This is a genomic window from Nostoc sp. JL23, from assembly GCF_017115065.1.
Taxonomy (GTDB): domain Bacteria; phylum Cyanobacteriota; class Cyanobacteriia; order Cyanobacteriales; family Nostocaceae; genus Nostoc; species Nostoc punctiforme_A.
On sequence record NZ_JABXKN010000151.1, the window covers coordinates 36,695 to 52,017 of the forward strand.

At 41.1% G+C, this 15,323-nt stretch carries 12 protein-coding genes and 1 tRNA gene; 5 read left to right on the plus strand and 8 right to left on the minus strand.

Features of this window, described 5'->3' with window-relative positions:
* Positions 1–34: 34 nt before the first annotated feature.
* A complete protein-coding gene (locus HWQ42_RS32615) occupies positions 35–457 on the minus strand; it encodes a hypothetical protein (RefSeq protein ID WP_292819515.1) in 423 nt (140 codons plus the stop codon).
* Positions 458–1,478: 1,021 nt separating this feature from the next.
* On the opposite strand from HWQ42_RS32615, the gene cysK reads away from it, so the two are divergent.
* The 4 genes from cysK to HWQ42_RS32635 all read left to right on the plus strand — a co-directional run bounded on the left by cysK (position 1,479) and on the right by HWQ42_RS32635 (position 5,647).
* Positions 1,479–2,438 (plus strand): cysteine synthase A, encoded by a 960-nt coding sequence (gene cysK / locus HWQ42_RS32620; RefSeq protein ID WP_292739823.1) that lies wholly within the window; start codon positions 1,479–1,481, stop codon positions 2,436–2,438.
* A gap of 592 nt (positions 2,439–3,030) precedes the next feature.
* On the plus strand, positions 3,031–3,726 hold the full coding sequence (locus HWQ42_RS32625) for an NYN domain-containing protein (protein ID WP_292739825.1): 696 nt from the start codon (positions 3,031–3,033) through the stop codon (positions 3,724–3,726).
* A gap of 116 nt (positions 3,727–3,842) precedes the next feature.
* On the plus strand, positions 3,843–4,553 hold the full coding sequence (locus HWQ42_RS32630) for a response regulator transcription factor (protein WP_292819518.1): 711 nt from the start codon (positions 3,843–3,845) through the stop codon (positions 4,551–4,553).
* 5 nt (positions 4,554–4,558) lie between these two features.
* Positions 4,559–5,647, plus strand: a complete 1,089-nt coding sequence (locus HWQ42_RS32635; RefSeq protein WP_292739827.1) for a HAMP domain-containing sensor histidine kinase — start codon at positions 4,559–4,561, stop codon at positions 5,645–5,647.
* Positions 5,648–5,960: 313 nt separating this feature from the next.
* On the opposite strand, the gene HWQ42_RS32640 is transcribed toward HWQ42_RS32635, so the two are convergent.
* Both HWQ42_RS32640 and HWQ42_RS32645 read right to left on the minus strand, forming a co-directional pair.
* Positions 5,961–6,842, minus strand: coding sequence for a CoA-binding protein (locus HWQ42_RS32640; RefSeq protein WP_292819521.1), 882 nt, complete (start codon positions 6,840–6,842; stop codon positions 5,961–5,963).
* Between the two features lie 297 nt (positions 6,843–7,139).
* The gene (locus HWQ42_RS32645; RefSeq protein WP_292739831.1) at positions 7,140–8,366 is read right to left on the minus strand and encodes a succinate--CoA ligase subunit beta; all 1,227 of its coding nucleotides are present in this window, start codon (positions 8,364–8,366) and stop codon (positions 7,140–7,142) included.
* 645 nt (positions 8,367–9,011) lie between these two features.
* On the opposite strand from HWQ42_RS32645, the gene HWQ42_RS32650 reads away from it, so the two are divergent.
* A complete protein-coding gene (locus tag HWQ42_RS32650; RefSeq protein WP_292819524.1) occupies positions 9,012–10,760 on the plus strand; it encodes a hypothetical protein in 1,749 nt (582 codons plus the stop codon).
* 182 nt (positions 10,761–10,942) lie between these two features.
* On the opposite strand, the gene HWQ42_RS32655 is transcribed toward HWQ42_RS32650, so the two are convergent.
* From HWQ42_RS32655 to rsmA, 5 genes are all read right to left on the minus strand, one after another.
* A tRNA-Gly gene (locus HWQ42_RS32655) sits at positions 10,943–11,014 on the minus strand.
* A 171-nt stretch (positions 11,015–11,185) separates the two neighbouring features.
* Positions 11,186–11,797, minus strand: a complete 612-nt coding sequence (locus HWQ42_RS32660; protein ID WP_292819527.1) for a GerMN domain-containing protein — start codon at positions 11,795–11,797, stop codon at positions 11,186–11,188.
* Positions 11,798–12,192: 395 nt separating this feature from the next.
* The gene (locus HWQ42_RS32665) at positions 12,193–12,522 is read right to left on the minus strand and encodes a DUF3082 domain-containing protein (protein WP_292819530.1); all 330 of its coding nucleotides are present in this window, start codon (positions 12,520–12,522) and stop codon (positions 12,193–12,195) included.
* A 197-nt stretch (positions 12,523–12,719) separates the two neighbouring features.
* Positions 12,720–13,673 carry a 4-(cytidine 5'-diphospho)-2-C-methyl-D-erythritol kinase gene (gene ispE, locus HWQ42_RS32670; protein ID WP_292819534.1) on the minus strand — a complete coding sequence of 318 codons (954 nt, stop codon included), beginning with the start codon at positions 13,671–13,673 and terminating at the stop codon, positions 12,720–12,722.
* A 74-nt stretch (positions 13,674–13,747) separates the two neighbouring features.
* Positions 13,748–14,590 carry a 16S rRNA (adenine(1518)-N(6)/adenine(1519)-N(6))-dimethyltransferase RsmA gene (gene rsmA, locus HWQ42_RS32675; RefSeq protein ID WP_292819537.1) on the minus strand — a complete coding sequence of 281 codons (843 nt, stop codon included), beginning with the start codon at positions 14,588–14,590 and terminating at the stop codon, positions 13,748–13,750.
* Positions 14,591–15,323: the final 733 nt, after the last annotated feature.

Below are 15,323 nucleotides of genomic sequence, written 5' to 3' on the forward strand. Positions count from 1 at the left end.
GTAATTTTCTTGATTTTAGTAAATTGTGAATAAGTTACTGTTCGATACTTTGGTGCCACAGTCTTTCCAACATTTCAACTTGTTCTTTTAAAACAGCAGCACGATGAACCAGATATCTGTCGTAAAAAAGAATCCCTAACCCAACACAAATCGGGGTTAACAAGAAGAACCATTGCAGGATAGTGGCAAATTTATATTGTTCAGCAACAGCAAGCATTTGATGAACCACATTACGATCGGAGGATTGAATGCTAGTCTGAGGGGAATGTGTACCCTCTGTCTGGGGAGCCAAGGCGGGAGCATCTGTAGTTGTGTTGTTAACTTCGTAAGCTAAATTCTGAGATTTTACTAACTCCAGATGTCGCTCCCAAATTATGCCAAATACTACTAGTCCTGGTGAAAGCATTACTAAAGTAACGACGCAAACTGTAATAACATTTAAAAGTTTGGCTTTCATCTTGGCTCTCCCTTGCTAGGTAGTATGCACCCAGTAAGAAAATATCTTTTGCTGTTTATCTAAAGTAGTTATATAATTTCTACCTCTCAAACAGTTTTGATATTAAAATATGTGTAATCGGTAATTTTTACAATCATTAGTTGCCAGTTATTTTTCTCGTCACTACTGACTACTGACTAATAAAAAGTTACCACCCTTTTCACAAAACATAGGATTATTCAGTCAGAAAGAACGCACTTGATTCGGGAATCTGCTTTCATCCTACTCTCAAAAGGGAGATTAAGAAGTCCCCCCTAGTTCACTCAGCTTGCGCTCAGGAATGTTGGGGGGTAGAGGGGAATCTCTGCGTAAATCCTATACGATTTATATCAGCCACTCTCCACAAAACAGTTTACCCCAGCCCTGTTAAGATTATTAAATTCATTAAAATAGTACTCAAAGTCTGTAATCCTTACCTGATAATAATTTTAAAAAATTATTGGGGTATGGGTGCTAGTGTTTTTCGGATGGGGTTCTAGTATTTTCGAGGTGGGGTTCTGGCGTTTTTGCACTCAATCTCAAAGCAATGTAGGCAATGGTTAAAGGCTGTTTTAGATGCAAATTTAGACTGGTAAAATCTGCACTCAACAGAAAATATCAATGTCTCTTGATAAAGATAGACTAACAAATTAGGAAAAGCAATTAAATGTTTTAAAAGTAAATTCTATTTTCATAACAAATAGAAAATCATGGCAAAAGCTATTCATATATACAGAATTAAAAAAGTTGAATTTTCACCGAAGAGGCAATAGTCAGCAATTCCAAATGGTAAAATAGAAGAATGGTAAGCTAGCCCTCTGGTGAAGTGGCAATCATTGGGAACATCTAATAAAGGTTCTTTCTAAACTTTCATCTTTTGTGGTTCAGTTAGAATACATAGTATATGCATTCATTGGCATTGAACTGCAAAATAAATACATCAAAGCTTATTGTTATCAGTAAATACTCTGTACTTAAGATTTAGGATTTTAGGGGTAAAATAATGCGGATTGCTCAAGACGTAACAGAACTCATTGGACGAACTCCTTTAGTTCAATTGAACAAGATTCCTCAAGCTGAGGGAGTAGTTGCAAGAATAGTTGTTAAATTAGAAGGCATGAACCCAGCGGCTTCGGTGAAAGACCGCATTGGGTTAAGTATGGTACTCTCAGCAGAAGCCGCTGGCTCAATTTATCCGGGAAAGACCATTTTAGTGGAGCCTACTTCCGGTAATACCGGAATTGCTCTAGCAATGGTAGCAGCAGCACGTGGCTACCGTTTGATTTTGACTATGCCAGAAACAATGAGTCAAGAACGACGGGCTATGCTCAGGGCTTATGGTGCTTCTTTAGAGTTGACACCAGGCGCTGAGGGAATGCGGGGAGCAATTCGCAAAGCCGAAGAAATTGTGGCTAATACTCCTAATGCTTTTATGCTGCAACAGTTCCGCAACCCTGCTAATCCCAAAGTTCACCAAGAAACTACCGCCGAAGAAATTTGGGCAGATACAGACGGGGAAGTAGATATCGTCATTGCTGGGGTAGGTACTGGTGGAACGATTACTGGGATTGCAGAAGTACTCAAACAGCGCAAGAAGACTTTTAAAGCGATCGCAGTTGAACCCAGCAACAGCCCAGTACTCTCTGGTGGTGAAGCCGGGCCACATAAAATTCAAGGTATTGGGGCCGGATTTATCCCAGATGTTCTCCGTCTGGAATTGGTTGATGAAGTAATTAGAGTCAGCGATGAACAAGCGATCGCTTATGGGCGACGTTTGGCAAAAGAAGAAGGCTTATTATCTGGGATATCATCTGGTGCAGCTTTGTGTGCCGCAATTCAAGTCGGTAAACGTCCAGAAAATGCCGGACGTTTAATTGTGATGATTCAGCCTTCCTTTGGCGAACGTTATCTCAGCACACCCATGTTTCAAGATTTGTCTTTAGAAACTGCTGGCGTGCGTTAAGCAAATAGGGGGACAAGAGAGCAACGAATCATCTCTGTCCTTCTCATTTGGCTCTTATATAAATTAATACAACTTACTTTTTGAGTTACCTTTTGAGGTGCGATCGCATCCCATATTACGTTATTAGTGCTTCTAACTCTTTGGCGCTCACACAGTTGAGTAAATATTGCTACGCTCATTCCCCCTAAAAACAGTGGGATTCTTGTGCGGAATTTGCTTATGTCGCGTTGCCCCGATTACAGGTCTTACAGTTCATGCCTACCCATTTATAGATATAGTGCTTCTGGATTGAGTGCAACACAGACCTAACAAAAACAGCCCTTACCCTGACAAAAAGATTTATTTTATCGAAACTCTTGCTGTCTCCGTGGGTAAAGATTAACATATCTGTGGGCAGAAGCAATATCTCGTTAAATCAACCACAACAATAGTGAAAACCTTGCGCTGTCTATTTTAAATCTTGTTTAGCACCAGTTAACCTTATCTGCATATAGTGACTTAAGACCATTACCTGCTAGGTTATAAATCAGTACAGACTATACTATAGAAAATTTAGTCAAAATTCTTTACAGCTTTAAAATCAGAGGTATCAATGATTATAACTAATTTTAGCAAACAAAGAAATGAATTTAAGGAATCTAAAGTACTCAAAGCTAAACCACATTGGCAAGGGCAAAATTTGAGCGATGCTGCTGTAAAAGGTAAAGATACCAAGATGCGAGATCCTGCACCTGATAGTTTGATTTTGAATAACTTAAATCGTGGTCGAGTTGCTATTTTTATTGATGGCTTAAGCCTGTTCCATACAGCCTTACAACTCGGCATAGAAATTGACTACGTTAAATTGCTTTGTCATTTAACCAGCGGTTCCAGACTTTTACGTGCTTTCTTTTATACTGGAGTTGATATAAGTAATGAAAAGCAACAGGGTTTTCTATTGTGGATGCGTCGTAATGGCTATCGCGTAGTGGCAAAGGATCTTGTTGCGCCAGCAGAGAATTTCAAAAAATCAAATCTGAATGTAGAAATTGCTGTAGACATGATAACTTTAGCTCCTTACTATGACACAGCGGTTTTAGTCAGTGGCGATGGAGATTTAGCTTATGCGGTGAACGCTGTCAGCAGAATGGGCGTTCGGGTAGAAGTAGTCAGTCTACAAACAACGACTAGTGAAAGTTTGATTGATGTTGCTGACTGCTTCATTGACCTCGATAGTATTAAAACACACATTCAAAAAGATTCTAATCTTGGCTATAGTTATCGCACGTCGTCAAATTCAAACCTCTAATTAACAAGAGGTGGAGAGTGGGAGACACAGGGACGCAGTGAAAGATATCTTTGTGTCTCCTTTTCCCCGTGACTTCGTGACCTGCTTTGCCCATTTTGCTCGACTTTATATTTCAGATGGATATTTTAATAGTTGAAGATGAACCAGAAATTGCTCATTTAATTGAACTCTCTTTAGAAAAAGAAGGATTTTTTTGTCGCACTAGCCGCGATGGCATGAATGCTTTGCGGATGTTTCAAGAGCAACCACCGGATTTAATCATTTTAGATTTAATGATTCCTGGTTTGGATGGGTTGGAAGTTTGTGCCCGAATTCGCCAGAAACCAGGTGCAAAAGATCCTTACATTCTAATGCTCACGGCTAAGGGTGAGGAAATCGATCGCGTCATTGGTCTATCTACTGGTGCTGATGATTATATGGTCAAACCCTTTAGCCCCAGAGAGTTGGTAGCTAGGGTGCGGGCACTATTACGGCGTAGCCTCCGCCAAGGGGGACAACATCAAGTCAATCGTACCCAACACTTTATTGTCGATGTAGACCAGCGCACTGCCAGTCGCCAGATAAATTCTCAAGAAGTTGAAATTTTGGACTTAACTACCTTAGAATTTAACTTGCTAACCACCTTTGTCAGCAATCCGGGTCGAGTTTGGAACCGCACTCAACTAATTGATAAACTTTGGGGAGATAATTTTTTTGGCGATGAACGAGTGGTAGATACTCATGTAGCTCGGTTGCGAAAAAAGATTGAACCCGATCCGGCAAATCCTACTTTTATAAAAACTGTTGTTGGGGTGGGCTATAAATTTGAAGATGCTCTGGTAGCGTAAATGTTATGAAGATGGGGCTGAGAGGACGCCTATTTTTCTCCCATTTAGTAGTAATGATCGTGGGGGTAGCTAGTCTGGTGAGCATCAGCAAAATCTCTTCCCCCCGCTTATTTGTCTTGCATTTGGAAGGATTAGAAAATCAGGGGTTCGACTTAATTGATGTCCGTGCTGAATTGGTTACAGGATTTGAACTTGCTTGGCAACGAAGCACTCTTTGGTCAGTCTTAGTCGGCACTACTGCTGCCGGAGGATTGAGTTACTGGGTGTCGAGACGGATTATGCAGCGATTGACCGAGATGGAACAAATCACCCAAAAATTTGCTGCTGGTCAGATGGATGCACGACTACCTGTATCTGACATTCCAGAACTTAGTGGATTGAGTAGTAGTTTCAACCGAATGGCAGCCAGTTTAGAAGGAGTAGAAGCACGGCGGCGAGAAGTAATTGGAGATATGACCCATGAACTACGTACACCATTAACTGTAGTGCGCGGTTACTTGGAAGAACTGGCTGATGGGGAAATTGAAGCGTCTCCTGAAATCTATCGACGTTTAGCGAAAGAAACTCGACGCTTAGAGCGGTTAGTGAACGATTTACAAGAATTATCTAAGGCAGAAGCTGGTTATTTGCCAATTAATATCCAACGGGTAAATCTGCGTCCGTTGTTAGAGTCATTAGTGGAAAAATTTACCGACCAACTATTGGAAGATGGGCCAGTTCTGCTCTTGCAATATCCATCTGTGCTACCTCCTGTATTGGCAGATATTGACCGCACGGAACAGGTGCTAGTTAATTTGCTAGGTAATGCAGTTCGTTACACTAACGAAGGTTCAATTACCATTACTGTTGGGACTGAAGCATCTCAACTCTGGATTGCGGTTAGTGATACAGGCATTGGTATCGCTCCAGAAAATTTGCCTCATGTGTTTGAGCGCTTCTGGCGAGCTGACCAATCACGCGATCGCCATTCGGGAGGTACTGGTATTGGTTTAACTATTTCCCGCCGTTTGATTGAATTACAAGGCGGTCAAATTCAGGTAGAAAGCGAGTTGGGAGTTGGCAGTACGTTTCGGTTTTTTCTGCCTTTGGCTTGAGTTGAGTCATGACTACCTTGAAATCCGAGGGATTGACACAAGGTAGTCATGGCTGTGTCATACCCAATTGCTAATTTGAAAGTATCCAAAATTCTAGCTTGTTGATGAATGCCCAGATTTTGGAAGTGCATAGAGTATAATATTATGTCTACTTTTGTTCTGGCTGCTTTCTTGGTTAGTTTACTCAGTCTTTCGGGTTACGCTGCGATCGCCTATCTGTTTCCTCAAAATCGTTCTTAAGACTGACCAATTAAAATAATTCGTAATTCGTAATTCGTAATTCGTAGTTAAGAATTGAATTACGAATTAGTAATTAGTTAATTTCCTTTCTCAATAATTCTGGAATCTGAGAAGGGCGTTCAGCTACTGTCACTTCCGCTTCTTTTAAAGCGGCTAATTTACTTTGGGCTGTGCCAAAGTTAGGATCGCGTCCGATAACCGTTGCTAAAGTCCCGGTTTGTCGCCAAGTTTTTCCTGGTGGTGCAAGTCTACCTGCAATGTAGGCAATTACTGGTTTATCAATTGCCTCAGCAATGTACCGCGCTGCTGCTTCTTCACTACCACCACCAGGTTGACCAACTAAAACGATCGCTTGTGTGGTTTCATCCTCATCGAGAATTTGCAGCCATTGCAAAAATGAGGAACCGACGATCGCATCACTACCAATACTGACGCTAATCGACTGCCCTAAACCTGCTTTTGTTAATTCGTAGGCGATTTCGTAGGTGAGGGTGCTGCTACGACTAACGATCCCCACTGTTCCAGGGGTATAAAATTCGCTGGGTTGAGTCCCTAAAAGAATTTTTCCCGGTACAATGATCCCCGGACTATTTGGCCCGATTACCAAAGTTTCACAAGCTTCGGCTTTGCGGAGTAATTGCACCATATCCAAAGGCGGCACACCAGCAGTAATAATAATGATCTGGCAAATCTTAGATGCGATCGCTTCTAAAGCTGCATCTAACACGTCGTAAGGATCTACACAAATAATTGTTGTGTCAATTGCCCCAAATTGTTCTATTACCTCCTCTACTAAATCAAATACTGGCAGTCCATGCAGTTCCTGTCCGCCGCATCCAGGATTGACACCAGCTACTAAATTCGTGCCATAAGCTTTCATTTGAGCAACATGAGTGCTTGATATAAATTCACAAAAGCCTTGAATTAAGACTTTACTTTCTGGCGTTAGGTTCATAAAAAATTACCGTAAGTTTGATAACCCAGCGTTTTGAACTACTGGGCATAGAAACAACACATTTACAGTGTCGGATTGATTTAATTTTTACTGAAATTCCAAAAATTAGTCTGGAAGCTGAGTGTTCCAAAAGTGAGAAAACGTGCCCCTAGCTAGGAATATCCAGTTTGAATCCACTATATAATTTAGTTCCAGAAAGCAAAGCTTTACTTGATTTGAGCATCAAATTCAATAATTTATACCCGACGGTAAAAACTAATAATTTTTGATTTTTGAATTGGAACAAAATGACATTCACTATCTTTTATTAGCCGTTGGTTTAGCAAGGAGAACTGCTGCTGCCACTGCCTCATCTAAATTTTCTACCACGACAAGCGCATCGGTGTGGGTTTTTAGTGTTGTCAAATATTTTCTCACAGTGTTAAATTCAGAACCAGCAAGACGGACAACTAAGGATGGAAAATTAAGCTCTCGCCGAACTTTACTACCATTAGAACGTACAACCTGTGATTGAAGTTCGCTGTTGTCTTGCTGCACAACCCTAGCTATAACTTCAGCCACTTCCTCAATTTGCGGAATGCTACCCAGAAAGTTAATTAGTATTACTTGAATGCTTTTATCAGCCTCCAGCATTTTCAAACCTATTTCTAGGCGATCGCGGAAGGTAGTTGGTGTAGTATCTGTAAGGAAAGCATGACGTAGATTCAAACAAACACCTGGATTGCCACCAGCATTCGCAACTAAATCTAAAGTTGCCATCACTGAACCAGTACCATTACCTAAAATACCGATTTTTCCATGCATTTGCACACCATCCCAGTCACCCAAAATACCGTTGATTTCAGTACTGGTATGACGACTGATAATTTTTGCTGCCATCTCAGCGAGATCGGGATGACGCTTGATCGCCCGTTCGTTGACCCTGACTTTACCATTAAGAGCCATAACTTGACTAGTAGTACTGACTGCCAAGGGATTAATTTCGACTAAATCCAGGTCTTTTTGGACAAATAAGTGGTACATCTTCTCCACAACGCTGCTTACCGACTGCATCAGCGTTCCTTGCAAACCCATTTTCAAAGCCAATCGTCGCGCATAAAATGGCGAGAATTCCTGCTCCACGACAACGTAGTGCATTCTTTCCCCAGCCGATTCCCAATCGATGTCTGCTTCTTTGCAACCTAAAAGTACCGGTCGGCAGACAGCAGTATCTAAAACCACTGCTAGATAAAATTCTTGGTTGGCGTCGTATTTAGATTCTGCCAGTACAACTTCCGGCAATTCGCCCCATATTGGTAAACTAAAGATATTTTGAGCTGCTGCGATCGCATCGATAGTCGTTTGGGCAAACCTAACTCCACCCGCTTTTGCCCGTTCCGCTCCGTGGACTTGAGATTTCAGTACAATTGGAAAGCGAATTTTTAACCGTTTCAAATCTGTAGGATGGTCAATTCGTTGGGAAGGCAATACTGGAATGCCTATCTTCGCAAACCATTCTTTAACCTGGTACTCTAATAAATCCATTGATACACCTTGTATTGACACTTTCCAAGATTTTGGTTAGTCCTGTTTTAATATTTTGCAGCACCTTTATTGCAGAATTAACCTTTTTGCACCTATAAAAACTTATTTTTCACGGATCAATTTTATCGAATTCAGCAAATGAAGCATATTAATTTCGATAGTCAACTTGTTTGTGGCAGAGCCACAACACATAATTAATCTTCTCTGCAAGTTTCCCAGCATAGAAGATAACTAGCATTTTTGTCAAAACCCTCTGACATAGCATCGTTTTCTTAACCTTTAGATAATTTGGTAACAATTGGCAACTAGAATTTCGCACAGCAGTAGCTTTTGTGAATTTAATTATCGCAAAGCAATGCAGTGAAAATACCCAAATTTTTTATTATTCCCATTTTTTATTTGTAATTTATATCTGAAGACAGATTATTTAATTTTGTATCTAGTAGTGTAAAAATGTAGCGCCGCGAACAATAATTACTTTTTTTATTTTTGGTGAAAAGTCAGAATTTGTGTTAGAAAGTTGGTCGTTCAGATTCTCAGGCTGTGGTTGGTTAAACTGTGCATTTGCATTCAACAAACCTAAAAAGTTCATTTCATCCCCTTAAAGATAATCAAAACAATATAGAAATTCAGCGGGAAAGCTCTATGAAAGTAGCAGTCCAGCAGGAAGATTTACAGCTTTTAGCCAAAACTTTGCAAGAACAATTACTTGTAGAAGTCTCAACGGCTGAAGTCTTCGAGGTGAAGTGCGTCGTCAATAAAGGCGAGCTAATGATTTTAACGCAACACGCGTCAGATGTAATAGTTGACGCTCAACTAATTTTTGCAGTTATTGAGGAGGTACTTCAGTCTCTAGCACCCCAGAAAGAGCAGCGGGTGCAATGTTTTCTCAGAGTTTTTGGCGAACAACTCCCTTATACCAAATGTTTCTTGGCGCTGAAGCAGACGGGGGGATGGCTCGCAGAGGAAGATAAGGAAGCACAAGAAGAGAAGGAAGTAATATCCCCCTCATCATCTCTGACATATTCTCCATCAATCAATGAGAGTGAAGAAGAAGAACTCTTTGACCCGTTTGCAGATGTGCCGAATTTCTCGGCTTCAAAGCCAGGATTCCAGGTCAAACCTATCCTACTAGGTGCGGCGTTGGTGGGAATTATAGTTTTAGGCGGTGGTGCTTACTTATTGACTCGCCCTTGTGTGATGTCTGAGTGTCAAGAAATACAAAACGCCAAGCAATTAAAAACAAAATCTCCGCAACTGATGCGCCGCGCCAAATCTGAAAAAGAATTAGTTGCTGTACAAGAGCAACTTGCAGCAGCCAGTACAGCTCTGAATGTAATTCCTAGTTGGTCGCCTCGTTACCAGCTGTCAGAGGAACTAAAAGCAAGTTTATCTGGGCGAGCAGAAAAAATCAATCAGGTGGTCAAAGCTTTGCAGACAGCATCTTTGGCGACACAAAAAGTTCAAACTCCTGCATCTAGCCTAGAGGAATTACAAACTAGGCAACACTTATGGCGACAGGCTATAGCGCCACTAGAAAGTATAAGTTCCAGTAGTGAACTCTATGGGCTGGTGCAGGGTAAATTACTGAATTATCGTGTCCGTTTGCACGCTGTAAATCAACAGATATTTACTGAGGAAAAATGGCTGAAAAAACTAACAGCGGCAAAAGGTGTAGCCGTTGCAGCCGAGAAGCGGGAAGCTACTGCTAAATCTTTGAATGACTGGCAAAAGGCGCAGTCTACTTGGCTGGTGGTAATTAATGCCTTGAATACCATTCCCCGAAATAGCGTTGGATACCAAGAAGCTCAAAAGCTGTTGGTAGATTATAAACCTAAGTTAGTATTAGTGCGCGATCGCGCTACTAAAGAACAATTAGCTGTTAAAACCTACCAACAGGCCCTTAGCACTGCCAAGCAAGCCAAAGTTTATGAACAACAAAACCAATGGCAAGCAGCGGCGATATATTGGGAGCAGGCTTTGCAAACGGCTAAAAAAGTTCCCCAAGATAGCTTGTACTACACTCAGGCTAAGTCTCTCATCGAACCTTATTCAGCTGCGCTCAAACAAGCACAAGAAAAACTACAAGTTGTTAGTAGTTTGCAACAAACCCGCACTGACTTGGATAAGACCTGTACTAATGGAATTCGGATTTGCACCTTTAGCATAGACAATGCAGAAATTATTGTCCGACTAACCCCTGAGTATGACCAAATAAGGCAAAATAACTTGGCTAATCCTTATTCTAAGAATTCGGATACTGCTGTTGATGTTACCAATCACTTGCAAATCTTACGCGAAGCCCTAGCCGTAATTGGTGAAAATGCCAATCTATCCCTTTTTCTTTATGATTCCCAAGGTCAGATAATTTATACGCGGACTTTAGGTGGGTAAGTAGAATCCCCAGTGAAGTATAAAGGATGAATTGTACATTAACTAATTATTTGTCAATTTAACAAAATATTGTCACAGTATTTCAAATATCTAAAACCCTGACATAGTAAGGATTATGCCAGGGTTTTTCCTATTTAAGGAAAATAGCGATCGCACTACTGGCTAAAATTTACAGATTTTAAAGCGGGCGATGGGACTCGAACCCACGACGTTCACCATGGGAAGGTGACATTCTACCACTGAATTACACCCGCAAGTTGCTAACATAAACTTAGTAGTCAAATCAAATATACCACTATTTGCAGTTGTTTTCAATTGCCTAGAACATACACTACTCTGGTCAATACTGATGCATGAGTCATGCCGCTTTTCAGATTGGAAAATCTTTTTAGCTAGCTGATGACGGCACTTACTAACATATTTAACTAAAGAACAATGTCCTCGCCTCGCTCCGTGAAGCGAACCTCTTTAATATTCCATTGAGCATTACTCGTTAAGGTTTTGCGGAGACTGCCAAACAGAGCAAACTGCTCACAACTAGAAAGAGAAGTTATTTGCCGCTTTGACTCAGGAGATATGCGTAAATCAACTGTAGCAATGCCATTTTTAATGTTGACACGATACCCAGACAAGCTAAAGTCGCTTGTATCTCGTTTTTCTAAAATTTTACTCACTACATTTGTCACTGGTTCCTCAGCTGGTACTGAAACCTTTTCTGGAATTAGTTTTTGACACTGAGTATCACTTGTGTAGAGCGTTACACTAGTCGTTTTGGCAGTGGCAACCTTAGAAGTTGGTGAGGAAGGCGTATTTTCCTTAGAAGATTCTTGATTAGGAGATTTTTCTCTCAACTGAGCTACGCTAGGAATTTGGCTGGGAGACTGAGAAGGTAGGCTATTGGTCGATGCTGGTGCTGTGGTAGGGTATGACGTTGCGCTGTCAATATTACCTGCGGTGGGATTAGAACTACAACTACTGAGGCTCACAACCATTGTCACAAAAATAAGGGGTAAAAAATATCTCTTGATTGTGTTCATAAATTTTGCTTATAAATTATGTTGTTGTTATCGATTTCAGTGTCGCTGGTATCAATTCCGCATAAATTCGTGAATATTGAGCCAGTTTATAAAGTGTCAACCCAAAATCTGTTAAAGTCAAATTTTATACTATGTATCTAAATTACAACATCTGCTATTTAAGGAGCAATGTCTGACAACAAGCCGCTTTGTGTCTACGTCAATCCCAAAAAGCTTGACTAAAACAAGTAGGGATGCAATAAACCAGAGAATTGCTACCAGTAGTACTGCATCTGCGCCTGCTGCTTATGCTAAATAAATTTGGCAAGAGTAAAATCAACTCCTTGCACAGTAAGGGTAAGTCGTGTTGCCTTAGAAAAACTTGTGCTTTTAGATTACTGATTAAAAGCAAATTACTAGTTTTCACTACTTTTTTGCTTAGTCAATTGCTGCACTAATAATTGTACTCCCAAAGCCAATAAACCAATTGCCACTATACCAAAAATCCCGCTACCTAAAGCAACTACACCAACAACCAGAGTGCGGACAGCAGAAGAAATCTTCACCACCAATGGATTGATTGAATGGATCGGTTTACTAGCAAAGTTTGTCGCGATCGCAATCATCAGTGAATACGCTGCAAATCCCATTCCTCCAGAAATCACCGCCCCAGTAAAACAGCGTAACGGACTAGCTGTCACCGATTCTTTAGAATCTGTTTGCGGCGTTAGATTTTGGTCATTCATAATATTTTAGACTTTAGACTTATTTGTGAGCGCTCAATTGAACGATTTTAGATTTTAGATTGGAGCATTCAGAACAATTCTTGTTCTCAGCTAATCGTTATTAAAATTGCATCTTTGCATTTTTTTGGCGATTTTAACTATGCAACTTAAAAGCTCATCAGCTTATTCCCCATACTCCATTAACAATAAAGATTTATTTAAACTGAAGATGCCACCTGAATACCATGTGTAATTGTCCGAGTCACAAACAATTCTAAGTCTTCATCAAGAATTGCTTCCCTGACTTGCAGCTTAACTTGTTCTGCCTGCTGCTGAGACTCAACAAGAGCAAAAACTGTTGGTCCAGAACCAGACATCATTGTTCCTAAAACGCCTTCCTGATTAGCAAATACTTCTCGCAACTGTAAAACTTGGGGATAGGCTGGTAATACGACACGCTCTAAATCATTGTGCAGTTTTTGGGCAATTTCTCTTGTATTTTTATCGAGGATCGCTTTTACTATTTTTCCTGAATGAACTGCATTAGCACACGCTGCCAAGTTGTCGCTATCTCTAATATAAGAATGACCAAACTGCTGTCGATAGGTTTTATATGCCCAAGGGGTGGAAACTTCCAGACTGCGGTATTTCGCCAATACTATATATATGTTATCTAAACTCGGCAGGGGAGAAAGTTGCTCACCTCTACCTGTAGCGATCGCAGTTCCACCCGCCACACAGAACGGTACATCTGAACCGAGTGTACCTCCCAACTCTTCTAATTCTGACTGAGTTAGTCCCAACTTCCACAGTAAATCTATCCCCACCAACACAGCAGCTGCATTTGTCGAACCCCCAGCCAACCCAGCAGCTACAGGAATCTGCTTGTTAACGGTAATCTCCACACCTCCATATTTAGCAAAGGCTTCGGGAAATTGCCTTACCATTAATTCTGCTGCCCGGTATGCCAGATTACTTTTATCTGTCGGTACTTGTGGGTGGTTGCAATGAACCCTAATGGTATCAGTGCTAATGGAACGCACATCAATCTGGTCTGCAAGCCCGATACTTTGAAGTATCATGGCTAACTCGTGATAACCATCAGGGCGATCGCCAATGATTTCCAGATACAAGTTGATTTTAGCAGGGGCAATTAGGCTGTAAGAACGCATTTTCTGGGAGTGGGGAGTGGGGAATGGGGAATGGGGAATGAAGAAAGGGGAATGGAAAAAATCTACCTTGTTCCCTATTCTCTACTTCCTACTCCCAATTCATTTGCTAGAATCACCCATTGCTGAACGCTGAGGTCTTCGGCTCTAGCTTGGGGATTTATTTTTAATTGTTCCAGTAAGTGGCTCAAGCGATCGCGTTCTATAACAGATTGCAAATTATTTCGTAACATTTTGCGCTTGGCACCAAACCCTAACTTTAAGAAATTCTCTAACTGTCGAGGATTAAGCGCCGGTATTTCTATTTTTCGTGGGCGTAATCGCACCACTGCTGAATCGACTTTTGGTGGTGGATGGAATGCGGCCGCTGGGACTGTGCAGATTAACTCACACTCAGCCAAATACTGTACCCGCACACTCAACGCCCCAAAAGCTTTTGAGCCTGATTTAGCATATAACCTTTCTGCTACTTCTTTTTGTACCAGCAACACTATTGAGTCAAATGGTTCGGGATTGGGGTTAGCGATCGTACCCAGTAGTTTCTCAATGATTGGCCCTGTAATATTGTAGGGAATATTGGCTACTACCTTATTTGGCGTTTGGAAATTGGGAAAGGCTGCCAGATAAGATGGTAAATCTAGAGTGAGAAAATCCCCTTGCAGGAGTAAAAAATTTTCAGTCTTACCAAGCTGCTTTGACAGCATCTGGCATAAATCACGGTCTATTTCTACTGCAACCAAAGATTGCACTAAGGGTAATAAACGACGAGTCAGAATGCCAGTTCCAGGGCCAATTTCCAGGACGCGATCGCCTTTAGGGGAGCGATCGCTTTCTGTACACTCTGCTGCTTGAATAATTGCGTTGAGCGCCTTTTCACTTTTAAGCCAATGTTGAGCAAAGACCTTACGCGGTCGGATCATCTGTATTTATTGCCTAGTCTAGTTTTTAGCTTTTTCTCAAAAATTCATTATAAATTTTTAAGCCCCTTTATAGCGCTAGACTCACTGTAACGCCTATCTTCTCTTCCAAACGTTCCGCGAAGGTAGCAGTGGCGAGCGCGTAAATGCAGATACAAGTTTCACTTGTCGAATGGGAGTCTTAAATCACAAGCTTCGCAACAATGATGCTCTTTCATATAGTTAGCTCAGGCATAAAGATTCAGGATAAATCCCTCCAGTAAGACTACCTCCTGCCTTTTTCCATAATCAATTGATCGCTCAACCTGGATTCTGATCCCATTTAGAGACAAGCAACGTGCATTATTCACACAGTCAGGTTTAGGCACTTCGTTCTCGCCTCCCTCCTGTTGCTTGACCCGTTCACCTGAAAGTAATGCCAGTCAAGCAATTTGCCCTTTTAGAAAAAAAATAAATTTACCCCTTGACAAACTAGGGGATGAGTAGTTACTCTAGTTAAGTGAAAAGGCGACAGACGCCAACCACCGCTGAACCTGAAAAATATAATACTTTGAAAGCTTAAGAAAAAACCAATCCTCGTCAAAAGATTTTACTTTTGGAATTTCCCAAAAAGATAATAATCAAAATTGTAACTGGGATTCCGGAAAATATTTTTTTCGGAGCCACAAACTCGAAACACAACAAAACGGAGAGTTTGATCCTGGCTCAGGATGAACGCTGGCGGTATGCTTAACAC

Excerpts from the sequence above, each read along its gene's own strand:
- HWQ42_RS32615 (WP_292819515.1), bottom strand. The coding sequence starts at position 457 with ATGAAAGCCAAACTTTTAAATGTTATTACAGTTTGCGTCGTTACTTTA.
- cysK (WP_292739823.1), top strand. The coding sequence starts at position 1,479 with ATGCGGATTGCTCAAGACGTAACAGAACTCATTGGACGAACTCCTTTA.
- HWQ42_RS32625 (WP_292739825.1), top strand. The coding sequence starts at position 3,031 with ATGATTATAACTAATTTTAGCAAACAAAGAAATGAATTTAAGGAATCT.
- HWQ42_RS32630 (WP_292819518.1), top strand. The coding sequence starts at position 3,843 with ATGGATATTTTAATAGTTGAAGATGAACCAGAAATTGCTCATTTAATT.
- HWQ42_RS32635 (WP_292739827.1), top strand. The coding sequence starts at position 4,559 with ATGAAGATGGGGCTGAGAGGACGCCTATTTTTCTCCCATTTAGTAGTA.
- HWQ42_RS32640 (WP_292819521.1), bottom strand. The coding sequence starts at position 6,842 with ATGAACCTAACGCCAGAAAGTAAAGTCTTAATTCAAGGCTTTTGTGAA.
- HWQ42_RS32645 (WP_292739831.1), bottom strand. The coding sequence starts at position 8,366 with ATGGATTTATTAGAGTACCAGGTTAAAGAATGGTTTGCGAAGATAGGC.
- HWQ42_RS32650 (WP_292819524.1), top strand. The coding sequence starts at position 9,012 with ATGAAAGTAGCAGTCCAGCAGGAAGATTTACAGCTTTTAGCCAAAACT.
- HWQ42_RS32660 (WP_292819527.1), bottom strand. The coding sequence starts at position 11,797 with ATGAACACAATCAAGAGATATTTTTTACCCCTTATTTTTGTGACAATG.
- HWQ42_RS32665 (WP_292819530.1), bottom strand. The coding sequence starts at position 12,522 with ATGAATGACCAAAATCTAACGCCGCAAACAGATTCTAAAGAATCGGTG.
- ispE (WP_292819534.1), bottom strand. The coding sequence starts at position 13,673 with ATGCGTTCTTACAGCCTAATTGCCCCTGCTAAAATCAACTTGTATCTG.
- rsmA (WP_292819537.1), bottom strand. The coding sequence starts at position 14,590 with ATGATCCGACCGCGTAAGGTCTTTGCTCAACATTGGCTTAAAAGTGAA.